At 52.2% G+C, this 23,995-nt stretch carries 22 protein-coding genes; 12 read left to right on the top strand and 10 right to left on the bottom strand.

From position 1 onward, the window contains the following. Positions 1 to 26 precede the first annotated feature (26 nt). The 8 genes from HMF8227_RS13195 to HMF8227_RS13160 all read left to right on the top strand — a co-directional run bounded on the left by HMF8227_RS13195 (position 27) and on the right by HMF8227_RS13160 (position 8,353). Positions 27 to 830, top strand: coding sequence for a TIGR02285 family protein (locus HMF8227_RS13195; RefSeq protein ID WP_162558611.1), 804 nt, complete (start codon positions 27 to 29; stop codon positions 828 to 830). A gap of 188 nt (positions 831 to 1,018) precedes the next feature. After that, on the top strand, positions 1,019 to 3,442 hold the full coding sequence (locus HMF8227_RS13190) for a M1 family metallopeptidase (protein ID WP_420820558.1): 2,424 nt from the start codon (positions 1,019 to 1,021) through the stop codon (positions 3,440 to 3,442). Then, complete coding sequence (locus tag HMF8227_RS13185; protein ID WP_109340622.1) at positions 3,439 to 3,942, top strand: DUF6702 family protein; 504 nt, start codon at positions 3,439 to 3,441, stop codon at positions 3,940 to 3,942. The genes HMF8227_RS13190 and HMF8227_RS13185 overlap by 4 nt, the downstream gene beginning before the upstream one ends. A 165-nt stretch (positions 3,943 to 4,107) precedes the next feature. Continuing rightward, a complete protein-coding gene (gene lysC, locus HMF8227_RS13180; protein WP_109340621.1) occupies positions 4,108 to 5,454 on the top strand; it encodes a lysine-sensitive aspartokinase 3 in 1,347 nt (448 codons plus the stop codon). Between the two features lie 108 nt (positions 5,455 to 5,562). Then, complete coding sequence (locus HMF8227_RS13175) at positions 5,563 to 6,513, top strand: phosphodiester glycosidase family protein (RefSeq protein WP_109340620.1); 951 nt, start codon at positions 5,563 to 5,565, stop codon at positions 6,511 to 6,513. Positions 6,514 to 6,640: 127 nt separating this feature from the next. Continuing rightward, complete coding sequence (locus HMF8227_RS13170) at positions 6,641 to 7,270, top strand: YiaD family glycine zipper/OmpA-like lipoprotein (RefSeq protein ID WP_109340619.1); 630 nt, start codon at positions 6,641 to 6,643, stop codon at positions 7,268 to 7,270. Beyond that, positions 7,270 to 8,139, top strand: coding sequence for a type 2 periplasmic-binding domain-containing protein (locus HMF8227_RS13165; protein ID WP_109340618.1), 870 nt, complete (start codon positions 7,270 to 7,272; stop codon positions 8,137 to 8,139). Before HMF8227_RS13170 ends, HMF8227_RS13165 begins: the two co-directional genes overlap by 1 nt. Before the next feature lie 52 nt (positions 8,140 to 8,191). Then, complete coding sequence (locus HMF8227_RS13160; protein WP_109340617.1) at positions 8,192 to 8,353, top strand: YqaE/Pmp3 family membrane protein; 162 nt, start codon at positions 8,192 to 8,194, stop codon at positions 8,351 to 8,353. Positions 8,354 to 8,437: 84 nt separating this feature from the next. Here the strand turns inward: HMF8227_RS13160 and nspC are convergent, their stop codons facing one another. The 5 genes from nspC to HMF8227_RS13135 form a co-directional block, all read right to left on the bottom strand. Further along, positions 8,438 to 9,574 (bottom strand): carboxynorspermidine decarboxylase, encoded by a 1,137-nt coding sequence (nspC, locus tag HMF8227_RS13155; RefSeq protein WP_109340616.1) that lies wholly within the window; start codon positions 9,572 to 9,574, stop codon positions 8,438 to 8,440. Between the two features lie 48 nt (positions 9,575 to 9,622). Continuing rightward, complete coding sequence (locus HMF8227_RS13150; protein WP_109340615.1) at positions 9,623 to 10,825, bottom strand: saccharopine dehydrogenase family protein; 1,203 nt, start codon at positions 10,823 to 10,825, stop codon at positions 9,623 to 9,625. 158 nt (positions 10,826 to 10,983) lie between these two features. Continuing rightward, entirely contained in the window at positions 10,984 to 11,208 is a 225-nt protein-coding gene (locus HMF8227_RS13145; RefSeq protein ID WP_109340614.1) for a helix-turn-helix transcriptional regulator, read from the bottom strand. A gap of 1 nt (position 11,209) precedes the next feature. Further along, on the bottom strand, positions 11,210 to 11,674 hold the full coding sequence (locus HMF8227_RS13140; RefSeq protein ID WP_109340613.1) for a hypothetical protein: 465 nt from the start codon (positions 11,672 to 11,674) through the stop codon (positions 11,210 to 11,212). 67 nt (positions 11,675 to 11,741) lie between these two features. Further along, a complete protein-coding gene (locus HMF8227_RS13135) occupies positions 11,742 to 13,085 on the bottom strand; it encodes an MATE family efflux transporter (RefSeq protein WP_109340612.1) in 1,344 nt (447 codons plus the stop codon). Positions 13,086 to 13,232: 147 nt separating this feature from the next. On the opposite strand from HMF8227_RS13135, the gene HMF8227_RS13130 reads away from it, so the two are divergent. From HMF8227_RS13130 to HMF8227_RS13120, 3 genes are read left to right on the top strand one after another with little or no spacing between them, the layout of a single operon-like run. Next, positions 13,233 to 14,378: an AGE family epimerase/isomerase gene (locus HMF8227_RS13130; RefSeq protein ID WP_109340611.1), complete on the top strand. Its 1,146-nt coding sequence runs from the start codon at positions 13,233 to 13,235 to the stop codon at positions 14,376 to 14,378. Positions 14,379 to 14,391: 13 nt separating this feature from the next. Then, a complete protein-coding gene (hemH, locus tag HMF8227_RS13125) occupies positions 14,392 to 15,489 on the top strand; it encodes a ferrochelatase (protein ID WP_109340610.1) in 1,098 nt (365 codons plus the stop codon). A 22-nt stretch (positions 15,490 to 15,511) separates the two neighbouring features. Further along, positions 15,512 to 16,294, top strand: a complete 783-nt coding sequence (locus HMF8227_RS13120; RefSeq protein WP_109340609.1) for a substrate-binding periplasmic protein — start codon at positions 15,512 to 15,514, stop codon at positions 16,292 to 16,294. 178 nt (positions 16,295 to 16,472) lie between these two features. On the opposite strand, the gene HMF8227_RS13115 is transcribed toward HMF8227_RS13120, so the two are convergent. Genes HMF8227_RS13115 through HMF8227_RS13105 form a run of 3 tightly spaced genes read right to left on the bottom strand, consistent with a single transcriptional unit; the run spans position 16,473 to position 19,420 of the window. After that, positions 16,473 to 17,966, bottom strand: coding sequence for a methyl-accepting chemotaxis protein (locus HMF8227_RS13115; RefSeq protein ID WP_109340608.1), 1,494 nt, complete (start codon positions 17,964 to 17,966; stop codon positions 16,473 to 16,475). Between the two features lie 33 nt (positions 17,967 to 17,999). After that, a complete protein-coding gene (locus HMF8227_RS13110; protein ID WP_109340607.1) occupies positions 18,000 to 18,725 on the bottom strand; it encodes a substrate-binding periplasmic protein in 726 nt (241 codons plus the stop codon). A gap of 14 nt (positions 18,726 to 18,739) precedes the next feature. Further along, positions 18,740 to 19,420: a TorF family putative porin gene (locus HMF8227_RS13105; protein WP_109340606.1), complete on the bottom strand. Its 681-nt coding sequence runs from the start codon at positions 19,418 to 19,420 to the stop codon at positions 18,740 to 18,742. A 202-nt stretch (positions 19,421 to 19,622) separates the two neighbouring features. Here HMF8227_RS13105 and HMF8227_RS13100 point away from each other — a divergent pair, with 202 nt between their 5' ends. Next, positions 19,623 to 20,378, top strand: coding sequence for a substrate-binding periplasmic protein (locus HMF8227_RS13100; RefSeq protein ID WP_109340605.1), 756 nt, complete (start codon positions 19,623 to 19,625; stop codon positions 20,376 to 20,378). Between the two features lie 178 nt (positions 20,379 to 20,556). On the opposite strand, the gene HMF8227_RS13095 is transcribed toward HMF8227_RS13100, so the two are convergent. Both HMF8227_RS13095 and metE read right to left on the bottom strand, forming a co-directional pair. Next, complete coding sequence (locus tag HMF8227_RS13095; protein WP_109340604.1) at positions 20,557 to 21,477, bottom strand: alpha/beta hydrolase; 921 nt, start codon at positions 21,475 to 21,477, stop codon at positions 20,557 to 20,559. Positions 21,478 to 21,631: 154 nt separating this feature from the next. Beyond that, positions 21,632 to 23,896 (bottom strand): 5-methyltetrahydropteroyltriglutamate--homocysteine S-methyltransferase, encoded by a 2,265-nt coding sequence (gene metE, locus HMF8227_RS13090; protein WP_109340603.1) that lies wholly within the window; start codon positions 23,894 to 23,896, stop codon positions 21,632 to 21,634. Between the last annotated feature and the right edge of the window lie 99 nt (positions 23,897 to 23,995).

The raw sequence follows: 23,995 nt of genomic DNA, 5'->3' as shown, positions 1-23,995 counted from the left end.
CGCGAAGAGTTGTCATAGGAGACGGTTTGATAAAGCTAAAACCAGAATGGCTTATTTTGCTGTGGTTTGGTGGCTTAGCCTGGGGCCAGGAGTCGCTGACCTGGGCGGTCAATGATGCTCCGCCCTTTCATATCTACGAGGGGCCCTATGCCGGGAAGGGCTTTTGTGACCTCCTGATTCAGGACTTACGGCAGCGGATGCCAGAGTATCAGCACGAAGTACGACGTGTCCCCCAAGCGCGAATCACCAAGTTGCGCCAGCAGGGAGCCCCGGTGTGCTTCCCTTGTATGATTAAAAAGCCCGACACCGATACTACTCTATACTCGGATGCAACCAACAGCTACAAACCGCACCAGATCATTACCAATCCTGAAAACTATCAGAAATTGGCTGACAAATACGGCGAGCCCATAAGTTTAGAGGCGCTGTTACAGGATGCGGTTTTTACCTTTGGTTATCCGCTGGGGCGTAAATATGGTGAACGGCTGCAGCCCTTGATAGAGCAACACAGCTTGCCCAGAGAAGACCATTTGGCGCTGACCGCCGGTGAAGTAACGCGCAGCGTATTAAGACTGGTGCAGGTAGGGCGGCTCGATTACAACATCGATTACCGGGCGGTGGGTCGTTACTTCGAACTGTTGGAACAGCAACCACTTCGCTACCTGCCAATTGCAGAGAATCAGGACCGAGAGATTATTGGTGCTGTAGGCTGCAGCAATACGGGGTGGGGGCGTCGGGTCATTAAAGACATTAACAGAGTGCTCCCAGAGTTAGAGTCTGACTCGGCGTATCGCCAGAGTCTGAGGTTTTGGTTTGGTTCAGCGAGCTAACCTCCATTAAACGGATTCTATTGAGGTGATTGGTCGCAGGAAGTTGGTCACTTAACCAGCACCCTTTCTATCCCTTGATGTTATAAGGTATTCTTGCGCCTTTGTCGGGCGTGGAGAGTCTTGCGCCCCTGCGTTAACCCAAGGGAAGATGTATGTTTAAAAGAGCTATAGCCCTCAGTGCGCTGTTGATGACGGGACTGGCCGACCCGGCCGCCGCCAGCGCCATTCGCCAGACCAAAGGCGACTTTGAAGATAAGTTCCGTCAACTGGATGAGAGCCTACCTACCCCGAATGTTTACCGGAATGCCGCCGGCGCCCCCGGTCACCAGTACTGGCAGCAGCAGGTCGACTACGATATCGACGCTACGCTGGACGAAGACAAACGCCGTCTGGAGGCTAAGATCCAGATCCGTTACCAGAATAATTCGCCGGACACATTGCGTTATTTGTGGCTACAGTTGGAGCAGAATAAATACCTGAAAGACTCCATCGCCGAGGCGGGCAGTGCCTTTGCCGGAATCGGACGCCGTGGCCCGGCCACTCAGGCCGGTGATGGTGATACTCCGGCGCGCCTGAGTCTGGGTGAGTTGCGTCGTCAGCAGTTTATGGAAGACAACCAACTGGGCTATGACATCGATCAGTTGGTGGATGGTAATGGCGAGCCGCTGCACCATGTGATTGTCGGTACCAACATGCGCGTGGACCTGAACCAGCCGTTAAAGCCTGGCGAAAGCGTGCGTTTCTCGATGAATTACGCCTATAACATTGTCGAGGAAGATGCGGTTTCGGCCCGTGCAGGCTATGAGCACTTCCCCGATGATGAGCGCGAAGGCGGCAATGACATTTTTCTGTTTGCTCAATGGTTCCCGCGTCTGCACGCCTACACCGATTACGAGGCCTGGACCAACAAGCCGTTTATTGGTCGCGGTGAGTTTACTCTGGAATTCGGCGACTATGATGTGGAAATGACGGTCCCTGCCGACCATATTGTCTCTTCTACAGGTACGCTGCAAAACGCTGACGACGTGCTGACGGACACTCAACGTGAGCGTCTGGAAGAGGCGGCTAATGCCGAGCGCCCGGTCTTTGTGGTTACCGAAGAAGAGGCTTTGGAAAACGAGAAGGAAGGCACCGACGAGCTGAAGACCTGGCACTTTGCTGCCGACAACGTGCGTGACTTTGCCTGGGCCACATCCCGCAAGTTTATGTGGGACGCCAGAGGTTATCATCAGGGTGGTGATGAACAACCGCTGGTCATGGCGATGTCTTTTTATCCGAAGGAAGGGGGTGACCTGTGGAAGAAGTATTCCACCGAATCGGTTATCCATACTATGGAAGTCTATTCGCGCTTCTCTTTCGACTATCCTTACCCCACCGCTCAGTCGGTGAATGGCCCGGTAGGTGGCATGGAATATCCCATGATTACCTTTAATGGTCCGCGCACGACTTTGCAGGACGATGGCAGCCGCACCTACTCACAGGCCGAGAAGCGCTTTCTCATTGGCGTGGTGATCCACGAAATTGGTCATATCTATTTCCCCATGATCGTGAACTCCGACGAGCGCCAGTGGACCTGGATGGACGAAGGGCTGAACAGCTTCCTGGATGGCGTTGCCGGTCGCGAATGGGATCCAAGCATTCCCTGGGGCGTAGAACCTCGTGATATCACCGGTTATATGGAGTCTGAGACGCAGGTACCGATCATGACTCAGTCGGACAGTGTGCTGCGTCTAGGCCCTAATGCTTACACCAAGCCAGCCGCAGCGCTGAACATTCTGAGAGAGACTATCCTGGGCCGTGAATTGTTTGACTTCGCTTTCCGTGAGTATGCGCAGCGTTGGAAGTATAAACGTCCTACTCCGGCCGATTTCTTCCGTACCATGGAAGAAGCCAGTGGCGTGGATCTGGATTGGTTCTGGCGCGGCTGGTTCTACAGCACCGACCACGTGGATATCTCCATCGAGCGGGTTTACAAGATGCGTCTGGATACTGAGGACCCGGACATCGATTTCGCTCGCCAGCGTCAGCACGAACAAGACAAGCCGCTGTCGTTAACCGTAGAACGCAACCGCGAAGAAGGTCGTCAGCTGTGGATCGAGAAAAACCCGGATATCAGCGACTTCTATGACAAGAACGACCGCTTTACCGTCACAAACAAGGAGCGCAATGAGTATCGGGAGTGGTTGCATGGTCTGGAAGACTGGGAACGTCGCGTATTCGAGCGGGCAGTAGAGGAAGACAAAAACTACTATGTGATGGAGTTCTCCAACAAAGGCGGTCTGGTGATGCCCATTATTCTGGAACTGTCCTTTGAAGATGGCAGCACCGAGATGCGCCGCATCCCGGCTGAGATATGGCGTCGTACACCTAAGGCAGTGAAAAAGCTGATTGTCACTGAGAAAGATCAGGAACTGGTCAGTGTCACCGTGGATCCCCGTTGGGAAACTGCTGATGTGGATGTGGAGAATAACCATTATCCGCGCCGCATCATTCCTTCTCGCGTCGAGGCGTATAAGGCGAAAGAGCGTTCCGGTAAGGTCTATCGCGATATTATGCAGGACAGCAAGACTGAACTGAAAGACCCGGAAGACGAGGAGAATAACGACGGATGAGGTCGATGATTCTGGCCCTGATGCTGGTGGCAGGCGCATTTGCGCCTGCCCTGGCCCATCAGCAAAAGGCGGCTATTACCAAGGTCTTGTTTAATCCCCGAACCGAACATATTGAGGTGATGCACCGCTTTTATCTGCACGATGCGGAACACGCGGTACGTCAGATATTCGGCAGTGACGCAGATATTATCGCCGACAAGCAGACCCAGCAGCGCTTTGCGGCTTATGTGGCCAAGCGTTTCACTCTGCTGCGTGATAAAAAAGCGCTGACCTTGAACGCAGTGGGCTTTGAATCGGATGGTAAGTTTTTCTGGGTGTATCAGGAAACGCCGATTCCGGTCAATCTTGAAGGCCTTGCGGTAAGACACCATGCTTTAAGGGATATCTGGACCGAGCAGACCAATATGGTCAACATTGAAACCCTCGATGGTGATATTAAAACCCTGCACTTTGATGGTAACGACGAAATTCTCAGTGTCGAATTTGGGCATCAGCATTAGGGACATCTTTAAGCAGAAACAGATAGACAGCAAACTATTCATTAGGGGGCACTAAAAGTGTGCCCCCTGTTTATAATCTGCATATATATTCATCTCACGCCTATTTCTTTTCTGACCAAAGTTGCTAAGTTACGCTTTTCCCTTTGAGCTAGGAGAACGTCATCGATGGCAGTCAATATCGCGAAATTCGGCGGCACCAGTGTGGCCAACCTGAACGCAATGCGCTCTTGCGCCCGGATTGTGTTGGATAACGCAGACACTCGGGTCGTTGTAGTCAGCGCCGCGGCGGGCGTTACTAATCACCTGGTGACGCTGGCTAACGAAGAGCTGACAGATGAACAACGTTCTAAAGTTATCACCGATATTGAAACCATCGAAAGACGCATCCTGAATGACCTGGGGCAACCTGAGGAAGCGGCGACCAAGCTCGACGAGTTGCTGGGTTTGTTAAGGGAACAGGCCCGCCATGAAGAATTATTGTTCCGTCCCGATCTTAAAGATGCCTTGTTATCTTTAGGCGAGCGGATGTCGTCACTGTTGTTTGCGGAACTCATTAACCAGATGGGGGGGCAGGCGACAAATTTCGATGCACGCCGGGTGATCAAGACCGACAGTGATTATGGTCAGGCATTGCCGGACATCCAGCTTATTGCCGAGCAAGCCGAAACGTTACTTAAGCCTCAGTTAGACAAGCTGGTTACCGTTACACAGGGGTTTATCGGCTGCGACGAGTTTGATAATACCACCACCCTTGGCCGGGGAGGTTCCGATTACACGGCCGCATTACTGGCAGAAGCTTTGGGGGCTGAAACCTGTGAAATCTGGACGGATGTGACGGGCGTTTACACTACGGATCCGCGTATTACCGAAAAGGCACGCCCGCTACCAGAGTTAAGTTTTGAAGAGGCCGCCGAGATGGCGACCTTTGGAGCCAAGGTATTACACCCGGCGACGATGGTTCCCGCTGTACGTCGCGATATCGCCGTCTTTGTCGGCTCCAGCCGAGAGCCTGAAAAAGGGGGCACATGGATCAAGCGAGACTGTGAGCACGAACCTCATTATCGAGCCATCACCCGGCGTCGAGATCAGGTGCTGGTGACCGTCAAAACGCCGGATATGCTCTATGCGTCGGGCTTTCTGGAGCAGGTATTTGGCATTCTGGCCCAGCATGGCCTGAGTGTGGATTTGGTCACGACCTCAGAGATTTCCGTGTCTTTAACTATCGATAATCCACCGAACAGTGTGCGCGCCCGCATCAATCGTGACTGTATCGAAGACTTGAGACAGATCTCGGAGGTGAGTGTGGAAGAAGGCTTCGATCTGGTCACCGTGGTGGGCAACAACATGCACAGCGCTGCCGGCGTATCGGCGCCTATTTTTGACGCCATCAGCGCTGTGAATCTGCGGCTCATCTGCTATGGCGCTAATCCCCATAATATCTCTGTGCTAGTGCACTCGGGAGACAGTGAGTCTGTGGTGCAGAAGTTACACGGCCGCCTGTTTGAGGTGTAAGCGCTATATGGCACGCTCACTGAGCGACTCACAAGACCGGTGAATGTTTTAAAAACAGTGCGTTGCAGGAGCCATCCTGGGCGCAGGCAGCTCTGCAGCCCGAACCCCATGCCAAAGTTCCTGAGCGCAGTGGCACTCAGTTTGTTGCTGATATCTCCCTTGCAAGCGCAAGCAGGGCTAACCCTGGAGTGGCAAGAGGATACAGCGGTTAATGCACAGTTACCGACACCGATTCGCCTGTATAAGGGGGCAGGACGGCTACCGAATGGCTCGCCCGTTAAGGCGCACTACAGCATAACAGAGCTCGCATCAGACCAGGTCCAGCTTACGGCGGCGATGTCGGAAACGGGTTTTCGGAAGCCCTCAGAGCTTGCAGCGGCAAACCCGGAAAGGGTTTTTGTTTGCATCAATGGCGGCTTTTTTACACAGACAGGCTCAGTAAGCCTCCTGATCCGGGAGGGGGAAATACTTGCCAGGAACATTCACGCGCTGCAGCGCTCGAATCGCACATACTACCCCACCCGGGGCGCGTTTGGTGTCGATAAGCAGCGGCAGGGGAGCATTGACTGGGTTTATCACCTGGAGCAGACCGTTTATCGTTACCCTCGCGTGTCCGCTAACAGCCTGAGCGCTGCGCCACTGCCGCAACCCAGCAAGACCTATCCGTACAAAGGGACAATATGGAACAAGGAGCATGCGGTAGGTGGCGGTCCAATTTTGATTCGCAATGGGGTGCGCGTTGATAATCTGGGTCATGAGCTGTTCCCCAAGGATATCGTGGCGTCTGTCGCACCCCGAACCGCCATTGGGCTGACTGACGATAATAGGCTGATCATGTTGGTGGTGGATGGCCGTCAGCCAGAATTCAGCGTCGGGGTCAGTCTTGAACAATTAACGGACCTACTGTTGCAGCTGGGCAGTGTTGACGCCATGAACCTGGATGGGGGCGGGTCCTCGGTGATGCTGGTCCGTGGAGAGGTTGTCAACCGACCCTCAGATGGCCGTGAGCGTGCGGTAAAAACGGCGTTGATGATTACTGAACGTGCTGCTATCAAATAAGGCACTCCTGCAGTCTTTGTATAACCTGTTAGCCGTGTTCATACTCTAATTTTTAAGCTATTCAGGCATGATTAAGACTTTGGGATCAATACTTTCAAAATACGCTTTTAACGAAAAAGGCAAAACCATGCAAAAGACACTTCTGGCTGTAACCCTGGCAGCGCTTAGTCTAACTGGCTGTCAGTCAATGAATAATACCCAACGAGGCGCGGCCATCGGCGCCGTTACCGGAGCGGTAATCGGTAAGGGCACCGGCGATCATGATAAGAGTCGTTACTTATGGGGAGCCGTGGTAGGGGCTATTGCGGGCAGCGCCATCGGCTCATATATGGATAAGCAGGAACAAGAGTTTCGTGAGGAGCTGGCCGGGAGCGGCGTCAGGGTGATCCGTGAAGGTGACCGCCTGCGCCTGGAATTGCCCAGTAATGTCACCTTTGCCACAGACAGTGCCACCATATCCTCGGGCTTTTATCCGGTACTCAATGATGTGGCTAAGGTGTTGAATAAATATCAGAAAACCTACTTGCTGGTGGAGGGGCATACCGATAGCACGGGTTCGGCGGAGCACAATCAGCGCCTGTCCGAAAACCGGGCGAATGCGGTGCGCAATTACCTGGTGGGCCAGAGTGTGGATCAGCGTCGCTTAACGACTCAGGGCATGGGGGAAAGTCAGCCTGTGGCCGATAACAGCACCGAGTCCGGGCGCCAGCTAAACCGGCGGGTCGAGTTGCAGATTATTCCCAATCGCGCTGAGTAATGATGCTTGGTACCCATCGTCGTCTGATCGGTTTTATCGGCGTCAGCCTGATGCTTGTCATTGGGCCTGAGGCATACAGTCGTGAGACATTACTGTGGGTCGCGGAATATAAGCCGAATGTGGCTAACCGGATCTTACTGGATGAAGAGCTGCGAGGCTGGCTGCACAAGGACTTAAACTGGCCCATCGAAACGGTGTATGCCAACACGCAACGTGCGATGAGAATGGTGCAAGAGCAAGATAATGTGTGTGTCGACGATAAACTGATCACCAGCGAGCGTCAGCAGTTTGCGCACATAACCGATTTACCCCAAGTCGTCGTGCCTGGGAAAAGGCTGTATATGCGAGCCGATTCTGACTATGCAGCCCAGCTCGGCGCTGAAAACAGCCATGTCGGTTTTCAGTCCCTGATGGCGTCTTTTCCTGAGTTACGTCTGGGTGTGATGGCTGGGCGGCGATATGGAAACCAGCTTGATGAGATATTGCAGCGCGAAAAAAGACAAGCACGTATATGGCGACGAGCCAGCTCGTACAGCAGCGAAGAGTTGTTACAGATGCTGGTGAAGGGACGTATTGATGCGACCATTGAGTACCCAATGGTCGTAGCAAACTGGGGTGAGAATAACGGTGATTTAATCAGTTTTCGCCTCAAGGAAGCAAAAGACTATTCACTGGGTTACATTATGTGCTCTCGCTCACCGTCCGGGGAAGTCATTATTGGCCGGGTTAACCAGTGGCTGGCGGAGCATACCCAGAGCCGGCGCTACCTTGAACTGCATCTAAAATGGATGGAGGCATCCATCCACAAAGACTTCATCGAAGACTACAATCAGGTTTTCAACACGGAATTTAAACTCAGCGAGCCATAAAAAGTGCCGTGGAGAGAGCCACTGTTTTTTCCGGCGAGGTAGTGAGACGACTATGAATCAACTATTAATGATTATCTTGGCAATTTTGCTGCCGCCGGTAGCGGTATTTATTAAATATGGTGCCGGTAAGGACCTGGTCATCAACATTTTGTTGTGCCTGCTGGCCTTTATTCCTGGTGTGATCCACGCGCTTTGGCTAGTCACACAGAAATAGCTCTGTAAATGACAGCGTTAAAAATGCAGTGCAGTTGTGCAGCGTTGTAGGGGGCATTGTTCACCTTTAGCAGACCAGGGCAATCTATGACAGTCGGCTCTTAAAGTCTTCGTAGCCAAACTGGCGAACCAAGTCGAACTGACCGTTTTTGCGCAGGATGCCGATAGATGGGTGTTCGACACCGTTAAAGAACGTGGTTTTAACCATGGTGTAGTGGATCATATCCTCAAAGATAATCCGTTCACCGATCTGCACCGGATTATCGAAGCTGTAGCTGTCGATGATATCCCCTGCCAGGCAGGAGTTGCCACCAATACGGTAAGTATAAGGCTTTTCGCCCAATTCACCGGCGCCGCGGATAGCGGGGCGGTAGGGCATTTCCAGTACGTCGGGCATATGGGCGGTAGCGGAGATGTCCAGAATCAGCACCGGTCCGTCGTTTTCCACAATATCCACCACTTCGCTGACCAGGGGGCCCGTCTGCCAGGCCACTGCCGAACCGGGCTCCAGAATAATCTGTAGATCGTATTTCTGGCGGAAGTCTCTGAGTATATGGATAAGGTGTTCTACATCATAGCCTTCACGGGTCATCAGGTGGCCGCCACCCAGATTTAGCCATTTTAACTGCGGTAGCCACTGTCCGAATTTTTGTTCCACGGCCTTAAGAGTGCGCTCGGCGGCATGGGAGTCGCATTCACAAAGGTTGTGCACATGAAAGCCTTCTATACCCTCCAGATCCACATCTTCCAGCTCGGCAGCACGCACGCCCAGGCGCGAGCCCGGAGCACTGGGGTCGTACAATTCGGTTTCAGCTTCGCGGTGCTCGGGATTGATCCTGAGTCCAGTGGACACCCCCGCCTCGACAACCTGCTGACGGTAACGTTGCCATTGTCCCAGGCTGTTAAAGGAGATGTGATTCACCAGCTTAACCAACTCGTCTATATCTGCCGGCTTATAAGCGGGTGAATAGGCGTGTACCTCTTTACCCATTTCCTCTTTAGCCAGTCTGGCCTCCCATACTGAACTGGCGGTGCAGCCTTTCAGGTATTGACTCACCAAAGGAAAAGCCGACCACATGGCAAAGCCTTTCAGTGCCAGAATAATATCCACTCCAGCCTCGCGCTGGACACGTTCCATCAGCTGCAGGTTGGCTTCGAGCTTGGCCTCTTCCAACACGTAACAGGGCGAGGGAATAGCGGGACTTTGCATAGGGTCGGTCACTGCGATCTCCTTAAACGGGGGAAGCCAGGGAGGCTTCCCAGTATTTCACTACTTGGTAAAGGGGCTCTTATCGCACTCCAGTACATGCCACGGCAGACCGTGTTGGTTTAACTGCTCCATAAAGGGATCAGGGTCGAACTGTTCCATGTTCCATACGCCGGGCTTTTTCCAGGTCCCGTTAAGCATCAGCATGGCACCAATCATAGCCGGTACGCCGGTGGTGTAGGAAACAGCCTGAGCACCGGTCTCTTCGTGCGTCTTGGCGTGATCGCAGTTATTGTAGATAAAGATGGTTTTTTCTTGGCCATCTTTCATGCCGGTTATGTAAGTCCCGATACAGGTCATGCCGGTGTAGCCTTCCGACAGTGACCCCGGGTTTGGCAGCACCGCCTTTAGAAACTCCAGAGGCACGATCTTCTGACCCTGGAAGTCGATGGGTTCGATACTGGTCATGCCAATACCTTCTAACACCCGAAGGTGGTTCAGGTAGGCATCGCCAAAGGTCATCCAGAAACGTGCGCGCTTGATGGTCGGGAAGTGCTTCACCAGCGATTCCAGTTCTTCGTGATACATCAGGTAGGACGGACGCTCACCGATGTTCTGGTAGTAAAGATCCTCGCGCACGCTTAGCGGGTCGGTGTCTTTCCATTGACCATCTTCCCAGAATTTACCGCGTTGAGTGATCTCGCGGATATTGATCTCGGGATTGAAGTTGGTAGCGAACGCCTTGCCGTGATCGCCACCGTTACAATCCACGATATCCAGGTAATGGATCTCATCGAAGTAATGCTTGGCCGCATAGGCGGTAAATACATTAGTCACACCCGGATCGAAGCCGCTGCCCAGCAGGGCCATCAGGCCCTCTTTTTCAAACTTATCCTGATACGCCCACTGCCAGGAATACTCGAATTTGGCTTCGTCTTTCGGCTCATAATTGGCGGTATCCAGATAGTCCACCCCAGTTTCCAGGCAGGCGTCCATAATCGGCAGATCCTGATATGGCAAAGCCAGATTAATCACCAACTTGGGCTGCACTTTATTGATCAGCTCTACCACCTGTTGGCTGTCATCGGCATCCACCGCGAATACGCCTTTGACGCGATCGGCGCCCACTTCCTGTTGCAGGGCTTCGCACTTGCTCAGAGTGCGACTGGCCAGATAAATTTCATCAAAGTGTTGTGGCAGACGGGCACATTTTTTAACGGTAACGGTGCTGACGCCGCCAGCGCCGATTATTAACACGCGAGACATAGGCTAGTCCTCTTAAAAATGGTTATCCAAAGTGTCTGGCAGTTACTTGATTTGCCGAGCCTTGGTTATTCGGGCGGCATCCTACCAGTAAAAGTTTTTGCCGCAACAAAATGTTGTCAGTGTAGAGACCTACAGTGCCGGAAGACAAGGTTTGACTGTCATAAAGTGGGTTCATCCGGCCGGTACTCAAAAACGTCATCGATCGGCCTTTGCAATACCTGAGCGATACGAAACGCCAATTCCAGTGATGGTGAGTAGCGCCCGGCTTCCAGAGAGATAATGGTTTGGCGGCTAACGCCCGCTCGCTTAGCCAACTCCGCCTGTGTCATCTTACCGTTGACCTGACGCAGTGCACGGATGCGATTGGTTAAGCCCTTCACCATTTCAGTGGCGCCGATACAAAATCAACTGGGTAACGGAGCGCAGCATGGATGAGGCGATCAGCGCGAGTAACAATAGATGAGCGTATTGCATAGATGGGTTGTCGAATAAGGGCTGCAGGTCGGCGGCGAAGATTTCAGCCACGGCTGTATGGCCGATGATGATCACCAGGCTCAAACTCAACACCCCGTAGGCCACCTTAGTGGCCTGGGCATCAACCCAGTAATCACGCTCGTCTTTAGGGTCGTGCTGAGTAAAAAAGTGCACTCCGCTGAACAGGATAATGGCCAGCACGATGGCGATAATCATCACCTGCATTAATACTCGTGCCATTTCCACGCTGGTCAGTGTCACGTCGGCCGGTAAGCTTAATACTTTAGTGAAGTAGAAAGCGGTAATCAGGGCATCGAAAATGAGGGTGGTCCAGATGGACACCTGTTTATGAGAATAATGAGTTAAAGAAAGCATGCTGTATCAGGAACGAGAACTGGAATGCCTGAAATTAGTTTAGACCGCACAAAAAGTAAAACATTTTTTACTTTTTTGCCTGTATATGGCTACGCCGCCAGTAACCCTGTTGCCAACGCCGATAGAAAATCACAGCCCGGCCAGACTCATCCAGCAAGGCGCAGGCCAGCAGGCCCAGTAGTCCCCAGTTTAAGACAAACGCCATGACATACCCGAGAGGCAGCGCGACCAGCCAGGTAAAAGCGAGCCCTCTGTAAGCGATATACCAACCGTCGCCAACGGCGCGCAGGTTCTGACCACACATAATATTGGTCGTGCGGCCCGGCTCGGTCAGTGTGGAGAGTGCAAACCACCAGAGTGCCCCTCCGAGCAGCTGCTGGTCATCGGTGAACAGATCCATAACCGGATGATGAAGAGCCAGCAAAATCAAGGCTACGGCACCCGTACCCAATAGCGCCACCCTGAGCGAGTATTTGAGCTGACGGTCAGCCTGATCAAGCTTTCCGGCGCCGATAAACTGAGTCACCAGTATTTGTGTGGCGGTGGTCAGGGCAGCAGAGATAATGACACCCGTCATATAGATGTTGAAGGTATACACCTTGGCCGCTAACGCCACCGTACCCAGCTTTGCCGCCAGGGTATTGAGAACCACCATGTTGATGTCGAATGAAATGGGTTCGATGCTGCTGGGGGCAGCAACCTTGAACAAGTGGCGACTGACATCCTCAAAGTGCAGAGTGAGCCGACGCCATTGGCAGCGAAGGTTCAGTTTCTGGCGAATGACGAAGATACTCAGGATAACGCCACTGCTGGATGCGATCACCGAGGCCCAGGCAATGCCGCCGATACTGGGCTCAGGTAAGCCGAACCATTGGAAAACCACAGCACTGTTGGCGAGCAGGTTAGCAGTAAAATAAATGCCATTGGCAACCAGGTTCCACTGTGGCAAGCCAAACATATTGAGAACCGACTGACACAATGCTTTAGCGGCCCAAACCACGCTTAGCAGGCAGGCAATTTTCATATAATTCTGGGCATTTATTGCTACCTCTCCGCCCAATCCCATCAACCGGATAAGCCCGGGGCTGGTGAAATAGAGTATCAGCGCAAAAAGGCTGGCCAGCAATAAAACCCAACCGGCTGCGATCCAAATACTGACCACCGCTCTATTAACCTTACCGGCACCGAGGCGTTGATTGGCGATGCTGGCTCCGGCGAAGACGGTGACCCAAAGAATATTGCCACTGAGGAACAACACTGGCGCTAATGCACCCGCAGCCGACGCAGCGGCATCGGCAACCAGGCTGAGAAACAGAGTGTCCAGCATAGGTACGCTAAACTGTAGCGCCTGCTCCATGAGTAGAGGTTTGCTCAGTCCCCAAAAGCCTTTTTGTTGTGCCTGAGTGGTCATTAGTCATCAGTGGGCAGTGACGGAAAGCATCATGGTGACCAAAATAATTGTCGCTGTCACTGTGCATAAGTTGTCATTGGCCTGATTGCGCTTGCAGGCCGATATTCAGCCGGTATTATCGAAAGCCGATAACCCAGAGGAGAATTCATGGTTAGTGCGTTAGAGGAGCTTTCCCAGCAGTTTTGTGACTGGATGCAGCATCATGCCCTGCCACTATGGGCGGGCCAGGGAATTGAATCAGAGTCTGGCTGTAGCTATGAAGCCATGTTGGCTCATGGTGTCGCTGATCTTTATGCCGAGCGGCGCACCCGGGTACAGGCACGACAGATGTTTGTGTTTGCCAGTGCTTATCAGCAAGGATGGCTGGATGAGGGTAAGGCGCTGAGCTTTGCCATTCAGGACTATTTGGATCGGTTCGCGAGTCATCCCACCTACTCAGGCGCTTACACCTTTAAGCTAGATCGTTTTCATCAGGTGGTGGATGGCAAACTGGATACCTATGACTGTGCCTTTTTTCTGCTAGCCTGGGCTTATCATTACGAGTTGGGCGACCCAAAGGCACAGGAGCGCGCCTGTCAATTAATGCAGCTCTTGAATCATCACTTTAAAGGGGCAGGTGGCGGCTGGCTGGAAGGCAGCGAGCCTGTCGAATATCGTCGTCAGAATCCGCATATGCATTTGTTTGAGGCGTTTCTGGCTTGGTTTAAAGTTACCGGCGATCGCCAATGGCTCGATTATGCCCATGAAGTGTTCGATCTGTTCGCGCGTTTTTTCTACGATGCCCGCCACGGCGTATTGTACGAACATTTTGGTGTGGATTTGGAACGACTGACCAATCTCGATGGCCAGACGGTGGAACCCGGCCATCTGGCAGAGTGGATTTGGCTGCTTAACGAATATCAGGTCGCCAGCGGCAAGGATATGAGCACCTATTGCCAGGCGCTTTATAAGAGTTTGCAACTCAAAGGCAGTGAGCCTGAGACCGGACTGCTATACGATGAAATCGACGCCGCCGGCAAAGTGCGTAAAGCCAGCAAGCGCCTGTGGACGCAAACGGAGCTTATCAAAGCCCATATTGCCATGGCCGAGCGAGGTGATCCGGATGCGGAGAAACAAGCTGGTGAGGCTATCGCGGGGTTATTTGATCATTTCCTGAATAATGACACGCTGGGTTTTGCGACAGAACGGCTGGATGCCAGCAATCAGTCAGTCAACCAGGCTGCTCCTGCCACCTCAATGTACCATTTGATGATGGCGTGCCTGGAAGCGCACCGATATCAAAACTCTCAATAAGATTTTACTGATTATGAAATACCAGAATCCAAGCTCGTTCTCGCACCGTCAGGCCGATAAAATCGGAGTGCTTATCACCAACCTGGGTACCCCGGACGCACCCACCAAACCGGCACTGAAACGCTATTTAAAGGAGTTCTTATCGGATCCAAGAGTGGTTGAAGTACCGCGTCTCTTATGGTGGCTGGTACTTAATCTTGTCATTCTGAATATTCGGCCCAAGCGCTCAGCGGAGGCCTACGCCAGTGTCTGGTCCGAACAGGGATCGCCGCTTCTGGTACACACCCGGAATCAGGCCAAGGCGTTGGCCGAGTCTCTGAGAGCCGAGCATGGAGAGCAGCTGGTGGTGGATTTTGCTATGCGTTATGGCAATCCCTCTATTGAGTCGAGAGTGGATACCATGCTGGCCCAGGGAGTGCGTAAGCTTTTGGTGATGCCGCTCTATCCTCAATACTGCGCCTCGACGACCGCTTCAACGTTCGACAAATTATCTGAGGTATTGCAGCGTCGCCGCTGGATGCCGGAGCTTCGATTTGTTACTCAGTATCATGACGATCCAGGCTACATTGATGCTCTGGTCAATAAGGTTCGCCAGTTCCGTGAACAATATGGGAATGCACAGAAGCTTATCTTCTCCTATCACGGTATCCCCAAACGTTATTTGATGCAGGGCGATCCGTATCACTGCCAGTGTTACAAGACGACCCGTCTGGTTGCTAAAAAACTCGGGCTCTCGGAGGATGAGTATTTGACCACCTTTCAGTCCCGTTTTGGGCGAGAAGAATGGTTGAAACCTTACACCGATGAAACCCTGAAAAAACTGGCGGCTGATGGCGTTGAGTCGGTACAGGTCGTTTGCCCGGGGTTCTCGGCCGATTGCCTGGAAACCATTGAGGAAATCGGTGAAGAGAATCGCGATTACTTTCTGCAAGGCGGTGGCCGCTCCTATGCTTATATTCCAGCGCTCAACGATGACCCTGAGCATATTCAGGCTCTGGAAGCCCTTATCAGACAGAACCTGCAAGGCTGGTCATTGAACCGGAACGCAGAGCAATCAGAATCTCTGGCAAAAGAGTTGTCTCTCCAGAAATCCGGTTATACGCTTAACTAATCATTAGCGGGTGGGAGCACCTGTGAAAATTGCCAAGAAGTTATCTGTTCTGCTCTTGAGCGTTCTGCTGTTGGTGGGCTGGTTGGGCTTTGGTCGTATTCAAGCCAGTGAAACGCTGACTATCTATGCCCATGAGATGCGACCTTATCATTATATGGAACAGGGGCATTGGCGTGGCATTAATCTGGAGCTGGTAAAGCGGGCGTTGGAAGCGGAAGCAATTCCTTTCCGGATTAAAATGCTTAATTGGGCGCGAGCCGCCAAGCTGGTGCAAAGTACCGAACAGACTGGGCTGTTAACCGTGGAACGCACCTCGGAGCGAGAGCATCTTTACCAGTGGGTTGGACCCTTAGTTTCCAGTCCAACAACGTTGATAGGTTTAAAAAGCCGAGCCATCAGAGTGGATAATATTGAGCACTTATCCACTCTGACCATTGGTGTGTTGAGGGAGGGAGCGACCCATCAGTACTTGCGCCAGCAGGGGCTGGCTGATGGAGTGCAACTGGTACCTCTGGTGAGTGTTACCGATACCTATCAGATGCTTAAGAAAGGGCGGGTGGATTTGATTCCGGCCTCGGCCGTGACCCTGGCGTTGAACGCGAAAAGAGCCGGAGTCAATCCGGAGTTATTGAACCCTCTGTATACGCTCCCGATTAAAAATGGGCAGAATTACCTCGCGTTGAGCCCTACGGCCCCCGCAGACTGGGTTCACTCACTCAATGAGCGTTTAAAGCAGCTGCGTCAGCAGGGGGTGTTTGAGCAAGTAACTCAGCACTACCTTGCACCAGTGGCCTTAAGTCAGTGAGGTGTGAGAGCGAATCACTAGAGCCTGTTTCAGGGAGCCGCGTTGAGAGGTAGTCAAAACGCGGGGTTCGAGGGGAAAGCCGCTGCCATGGGCAAGCCCCCAAATTCCCAATGCCCTGTGGCGGCAACAAGGTTGCTTGATTCAGCCTCACTCAATCTTCACAACCTTGCCGTTGATCTTAAGCCTTAAACTGATTCGCTAACTGGGCCAGTTTTTCTGCCGTTTTGCGCATGCTCTCGGCAGAATCTGTCATTGATTCAAGCTGGTTCATGCTGTCCTGTCCGGCGCTGACGATGCGGTTAACATTGTGACTGAGTTCTTCAGCCACCGTGCTTTGCTGTTCGACGGCGGTGGCGATTTGCGAGGCCATGCCGGTAATTTCATGAGTGGAATCAAGAATTCCTGAAATAGACTCACTGGAGCTGGAAGCATGCTCGACCGACTCCTGACTCTGTTTCTGGCTTTGTTCCATTACGTTTACCGCAGATTTGGCGCTGGACTGTAATTTATCGATGGTGGACTGAATCTGGGCGGTGCTTTCCTGAGTGCGGCTCGCTAAGGCACGCACTTCGTCGGCGACGACCGCAAAACCGCGACCCTGCTCTCCGGCACGGGCGGCTTCGATGGCCGCATTCAGAGCCAGTAAGTTGGTTTGCTCGGCAATGCTGCCGATTACCTCAAGCACGCTCACAATGCCTTCCACATCGTTTTCCAGCGATGCCACTACTTCGGTGGCCTGATTGAGTTGCTCTGACAGGCCATTAATGGAACTCACTGAATTCTCAATGATCTCGGAAACTCGCTGGGCATCTTTGCTGACCTGATCGGCCGAGTCGGCGGTGTTTTGCACATTCTGAGCGATTTCCTTGGAGGCTGAGGACATCTCAGTAATGGCCGCGGCTACCTGATCGGTTTCCGACTGTTGTTTTTCAATATGGCTGCGTCCCGTGACAGTACCAGATTGAACCGACTGAGCATTGGATACCGCCTCACTGACGGAGTCCTGGATTGCTAACACCAAAGACTGAATCTTTTCCACAAACTCATTGAACGACAACGCTACCTTACCGATTTCGTCATCTTTGGTGACACTCAGGCGCTGGGTGAGATCCCCTTCCCCTCGAGAGATATTCTCAAGGGCATTGGCCACCTCCGAGAGCGGCGAGAGCACAATACGTTCAACAAGAAAATACAGGGCCAGTAAGAGCAAAATGGCCAGAATAATACCTTTGACGATGGTCGATAAAGCGAGACTTGAAAGGGTTTCATCAATGGTGGTGTAGTCCACAAATAAGACAACCTTACCGAGGGGGATTTTCTCCTCACCGTCCTGGTAATGAAGCCTGATTTGTCTCTGGTCGTCGGTTTGAGAGCCGGGCGACTTAGCGGTGAGCTCTCCTGAATCATTGTATAGCTCTAGCCTGGCTACGCTGTCAGACTTTTGCTCGGCATCCAGAATCCGTTGGATTTGTTGTTCTTCAAAATTCCACATGGCGCCGGGCAAGTTCAGTTGTAGTCTGGATTCTAGGAGTTTGAGCTGGCTGTCTAAGCGCTGCTCTAGCCGCTGGCTTTGACTCGTGTAGTCATAGATGCCAGAGGCACAGACCACCAACACTACCACCGCCAACACGGCGATGATCAGGCGAAACGAAATAGAGTGTGTGAACTTCATAGATTAACGCAACCCTTCAAGTAAATGCTTTTGTCACTGCATGTGCTCGTTCATGATGCTCTCAACATCAATCTTCTGCAGCCCTTGGTTAAATATTTCACGCCAGCGGTTTCCCTCGTCCGTATTTTTGAACGCCACAAACAGCTTCTTCTCTGTTAACAGTCTGGCGTTCATTTGTAACTTATCGGCGAGCGATGATAATTGTTGATCATTATTTACCAAGTAATTGAATACGTTAGCGTCAATGACCGCAGTGTCGATACGACCAGCGACAAGCTTGCGCAGGTTCTTGTCGTCGGAGGTCACAGCTTGTGCATCAATGTCTCCGGCCGCAATACGCTTGTCCAACTCTTCTGTATTCACGTAGTCTTGTACAACACCGACTGTATACTTAGTAAGATCGTTTATTTTCGACCATGTTATCGGGTTACCTTTCGCCTCAACCAAACCTAATGGGCCTTTACCAATTGGATCAGAGAAACTGAAAGTATCACTTTCATAGTAGTATTCAGGAAAATACCCCATGTAGCCACTGCCTTGTTTCTCGGCGAGTTTGACCGCACGAGTCCAGGGGAAAAAGTCTACCTGAAGCTCATGACCCATGGCGTTAAAAGCGGCCTTGGCAACAGCAATGGAAGCCCCCTGCTCTGGAAGATCTGCGCCCGAGTAAGGGGGCCATTCGAGAGAAGTTAACTTCACCGTTTCTGCCAGGACTGTGGATGTCAACAATAAGGCAAATAGGAAGGAACCGAATCTCATAACACTTGAACTCCTTAAAAGTTAAACGTTCTGCTTGCTGTGGCCAGAAGACGAGTGTCACCATAGGTATCCAGGTCGGTGCCCTCGACACCCAGCGTAAAGTCAAAGCCTGACCAACTGTAACTCGCGGTTGTCTGCCAATGAATGTAGTCATCATCATTGGTTTCCCATACGAACTTTTCCTCGTCCATGCTGACTGAGCGGTCTACGCCGACCAGAATGGAGAAGTTGTCGTTGATCGGAAAGGTGTGATTTATCTTAGTGATATAGTGAGCGGCGTCAGTGCCAAAGTAATCCCAGGCGTACCAAAGCGTTATTGCTGTATTGCCGATACCCCATGTGGCGTAAGCTTCTGCATAGTTTCCATCACTGCTGTTATCGCCACCATGGTAGGTGTATTGAGCGAGCCCTATGTCCAGGCTCATATTGTCGCCTAACTCCTGCCAATAGCCTGCATAGAAGTCCCACTCGAGATTCGTATCGTCGCCGAAGTCGACATTGGAAGCCCAGGTTCCGGCATACCAGCCGGTATCACCGGCCCAGTCGATGCTGCCCTGTAGTGCAGGGTCCTCACCGGTCTGAGAGACACCGTTAAAGAGATAGTCACTCGCGATAGTTGCGGTACCGGACCAGTCGGCCAAGGCCGGAAATGCGATAAGTAGAGAGGAAAATAAGGTGTATTTGATTGATTTCATTTGTGTGCCCCATTCTGGTCATGCTTTTTTAGTATAGACAACCCCTTAGAATGACCAAATAAACCCTCGCGACTACCGGTTTTCTGTGTGTCCGGTTGTTTTGGCAAATTATGTACTTGGGTCTAGAGTTAAGATGAAACCACGGAATTAGGTCAGAACTAAAGGCGCAGGATGCTAGTGTGAATATTAACCGAGACCAATTATGACAAAACTAACGATTGTATCTGCGTGTGTCGGCCTGGGACTGAGTAGTCTGGCAATGTCGGACACCATTACCATACGCGCCGACGAATGGTTTCCTGTTAATGGCGAGCCCGGTGCTGATAAGCCCGGTTATATGATCGAACTGGCTAAGGCAGTATTTGAGCCTGCCGGGCACACGGTGGACTATCAGTTAATGCCATGGGAGAGAGCACTAGACTCAGTGCGTAAAGGCCGCCATGACTGTGTCGTTGGGGCGTATAAAGAAGATGCGCCGGACTTTGTTTTCCCAGACACGCCCTGGGGGTTGGACAGCACCGGATTTTTTGTGCAGGACAGTAGCAACTGGAGCTTCAGTGGGTATGACTCTCTAATGGATATGAAGGTTGGCGTTATTAATGGTTATGCTTATGGCGAGGAGTTTGACCAGTTAATTGCCAGTAACCCTAGTGTCTTTCGGGGCCTTGGCGGCAACGAAGCTTTGGATAAAAATATCAAGAAACTCGAAACAGGTCGCATTGATGTGGTGGTGGAGTCACCCAATGTGATGCGCGCTAAACTCAAGGAAATGGGAGTCTCAGGGATCAAACAGGCGGGAACGTTGGGACAACCTTCAGAGATGTATATTGCCTGTAGTCCGGCCACTGGTAAGAGTGATACTTACATTAAACTGGTGGAAGACGGCACCGCTGAGCTCAGAGCGTCTGGCAAGCTGGATGAGATTATGGGTCGCTATGGCATGAGTGATTGGCAATAGGCAACCACAAAACCTAGGTTGTCATTCGGCACTGAGCAGAAAAAACGCTTGGTCGACGTTGTCGATTATAACATTAAGGACGTGCTAAACAGAGACAAGCCGTGAACACATTGGTGAGAGCATCGATGCGGCTCTCCGGTGCTTTATAGCGCGTTCTTAATGCTCGCCAGGTAAACAATTAGTTGCCCAGTAAAAACAGTAGAGGGTGATGCAAACGCTTAGCCCAATCATTCTCGGTGTGGGCGGCACCCTCAAATTTTCTCGTTTGCCACAGCCTTTCCGTATACCCAAGGTCACTCATTAAGTTATCCACCCTGGCTTGCAGCGGAGGGTACATGGCATCTAAAGTTTCGGTGCCAAAATCAAAATAGAGCCGGTGTTCTTCAGGTTCGGGCAAACGGTCATGCATATAGGCCAGGAACCGCTCTGGAATAGGATTGTTGTCGGCCTCAAAGGAACCGGGCCAGTGAGTCGAAAGACAGGCCGCTCCTCCGAACACGCGCGGGTATTCGGCCAGCGCGTACCAGGAGATCAGTCCGCCCATGCTGGAACCCATAATAAAAGTATGTGCCGGACCTGTACGCACGGAGTAATGGGCGTCGATATAAGGCTTAAGCTCTTCAACCAAAAAACGTAGATAGCGGTCTGAATACACCTCTTGGTTAAACAGTTTCTGAGATTCTGAGCGCCTCAGGGTGTATTGGTGCTGACGCTGAGTCTTTGATAGAGCTTGGAAGGGCCTCTGTGGAAAGTACTCGCTATGCCGGTTAGCACCACCATTATGGACCCCGACTACAATAAAGGGCTGAACCTTGCCTGTCGTAATCAGGCGTGACGCCACCTCGTCCACCTGCCATTCCTGGTTATTCCATGTCGTGCTGCCGTCGAACAGCATTTGACCGTCGTGCATATAGAGCACAGCGTAGCTTTGTTCTTGTGAATAGTCCGGCGGTAACCAGATGTCTACATGACGGGCTGGCACATGTTCGGAGGGAAAGTCAGCCAGTCGAACCAACTTGCCGGCGCTGACCTTGGGAGTTTCTGCCTGCGCGGTCAGGGCCAGACACAGGGTTAACGTGACAATAATAAAACGCAGCATGAGAAGCCCTGTATTTAGACTTTTTGACATCATACATAAAAAAGCCGGGCAGACCATGGAGAATCTGCCCGGCGAGGACTCCGGGAAAAGACCAGTAAACCCGGATATGTAGTGCAGAGTTAAAATATCATTAAATGAAAATGATTATCAATAACTATTTGGCGTTTTGCACTAATTTGTGTCGCTGTCTTTTTGCTGCCTGCACCATGGCGCCCAGTGCCGCCTTGGTCTCTGGCCAGTTGCGGGTCTTTAAACCACAGTCCGGGTTGACCCATAGTCGCTCCGGTGGAAGCACCTCTAATGCGCGGGTTAGCAAGGTGTCCAGCCAGTTGTCATCAGGAACATTGGGTGAGTGGATGTCGTACACACCAGGGCCAAGATCATTGGAGTAGGCCTGTTGTTTAAACACATCCAGCAGCGCCATTTGCGAGCGGGACGTTTCCAGTGTCAGTACGTCGGCATCCAGCGCTTCAATAGCGGGCAGAATGTCTTCAAACTGGGCGTAGCACATATGGCTGTGGATCTGCACCTGAGCCGGAGCTCTGGCTGAAGCCAGTTTAAAGGCCGAGACCGCCCACACCAGATAATCCTCCCAGTCACGGCGTTTTAAGGGGAGGCCTTCACGCAAGGCCGGTTCGTCGATCTGAATAATGCGGATGCCGCTTTGGATCAGATCTTCCACTTCATCGCTAACCGCCAGAGCAATTTGCTCGGCCACCTGAGAGCGCGGCAGGTCATCGCGCACAAAGGACCACTGTAAGATAGTCACCGGCCCGGTGAGCATCCCTTTAACCGGCTTGTCAGTCAGTGACTGAGCGTACTGTAGCCACTGTACTGTCATTGGTTTGGTCCGTTGTATATCTCCGTATATCAATGGCGGCTTAACACAGCGACTGCCATAGCTTTGCACCCAACCAAAGTCAGTGGTGGCCACGCCCTCGAGATAGTCGGCAAAGTATTCCACCATATCGTTGCGTTCCGGTTCACCGTGCACCAATACATCCAGGCCCAGGGCTTCTTGCTGTTTGATACAATCGCCAATATAGGCTTGCATCTGTTGCTGATACTGCTCATCGCCGATATCCCCTTTACGCCATCGGGCCCGGGTTTGACGAATATCCTGAGTTTGCGGGAAGGAGCCGATGGTGGTGGTAGGCAAGGGCGGCAGGCCCAGACGTTGGTTCTGTTGCTGCTTTCTTTGTGCGTAGGGCTCGGTCCGCTCGCGCTGACTGAGTCTGGCCTGACGATCTCGCACCTTGGGGTGAGTGATACGAGGGGAGCTGGACTTGTTCACCACAGGTTCGGAATAATGTTCAATCGCGCGGGTGTCACCGCTGGTCAGCGCATCTCTGAGCAAAGCCAGCTCCTGGCATTTCTGCTTGGCGAAGGCCAGCCAACTGTATAACTCCCGATCCAGACGCTGCTCTTTGTTCAGATCCACCGGACAGTGAAGCAGGGAACAGCTGGGCGCGAGCCATAGTCGCCCGTTGAGCTGTTCGTAAAGTGGTTGCAGCTGGTCATGCAACTCATTGAGATCAGTGCGCCAGACGTCGCGGCCGCTGATTACGCCAAGTGAGACAGACCAATATTCTGGCAGAGCGTTGATAACGGGAACTACTGAATCCAAGTCATGGCTGCAGTCTAGATGAATGCCTTTGATGGGAAGCTCTCCCAGCCAGTGAGTTTGGTGAGTGATATCGCCGAAGTAGGTGGCGAGCATGGGTTTGATGGGGCCGAATTTCAGTTGGTTATAGGCGCTAATAAAGGCGTGTTGCCAAGGTTTATCCAGTTCGGTGACCAGAATGGGTTCATCAATCTGCAGCCAGTCCACTTTCTCGGATGCCAGAGCGTCGAGCAGCTTCTGATAGCCAGCCAGTAAGGTTGGCAGCAGGGTTAAAGGGTCGTCGTCATATTGACTGAGCCATAGGTAAGTCAGTGGGCCGACGAGTACAGGTTTAGGTGTGAAGCCTTGTTGACGGGCTTCACGGATCTCTGTGATAAGTCGCTCCGGCTGCACGTCCAGGGTTAGCTCTGATGGTAGTTCGGGCACGATATAGTGATAGTTGGTATTGAACCATTTGGTCATGTCGCTGGCGTTGCAGCCACATCCCTGCTGGCTGCGACCCCGGGCGAGCAGAAACTCGGTATCCAGGGGAGTAAGATCAGGCTGGCGGGCACGGTCAGGAATAATACCCAGCATCAAGCTGGTGTTAAGTACATGATCGTAAAGGGCAAAATCGCCCACAGGAATAAAGTCGATGCCTGCCTGAAACTGAGTTTGCCAGTTCTGTCTGCGAATATTTTGTGCTGTGGTGAGCAGTTGCTCGGCCGACAGTTCGCCGCGCCAGTAGTCTTCCAGGGCAAATTTCAGTTCACGGTCTTGACCGATGCGGGGAAACCCCAGATTATGGATACGCATTAGTGCCTCCTATAGCCGTCCAGATGTGTGGACGGGTATAGTCAGTCACCAACCTCATTGCCTCAAGCGCATTGTCTTCAACCACAACTTGAGAAATTT

Source organism: Saliniradius amylolyticus (assembly GCF_003143555.1).
Classification (GTDB): Bacteria; Pseudomonadota; Gammaproteobacteria; order Enterobacterales; family Alteromonadaceae; genus Saliniradius; species Saliniradius amylolyticus.
The sequence above is the reverse complement of the archived record's forward strand: the minus strand, read 5'-3'. Positions and strand labels throughout refer to the sequence as shown.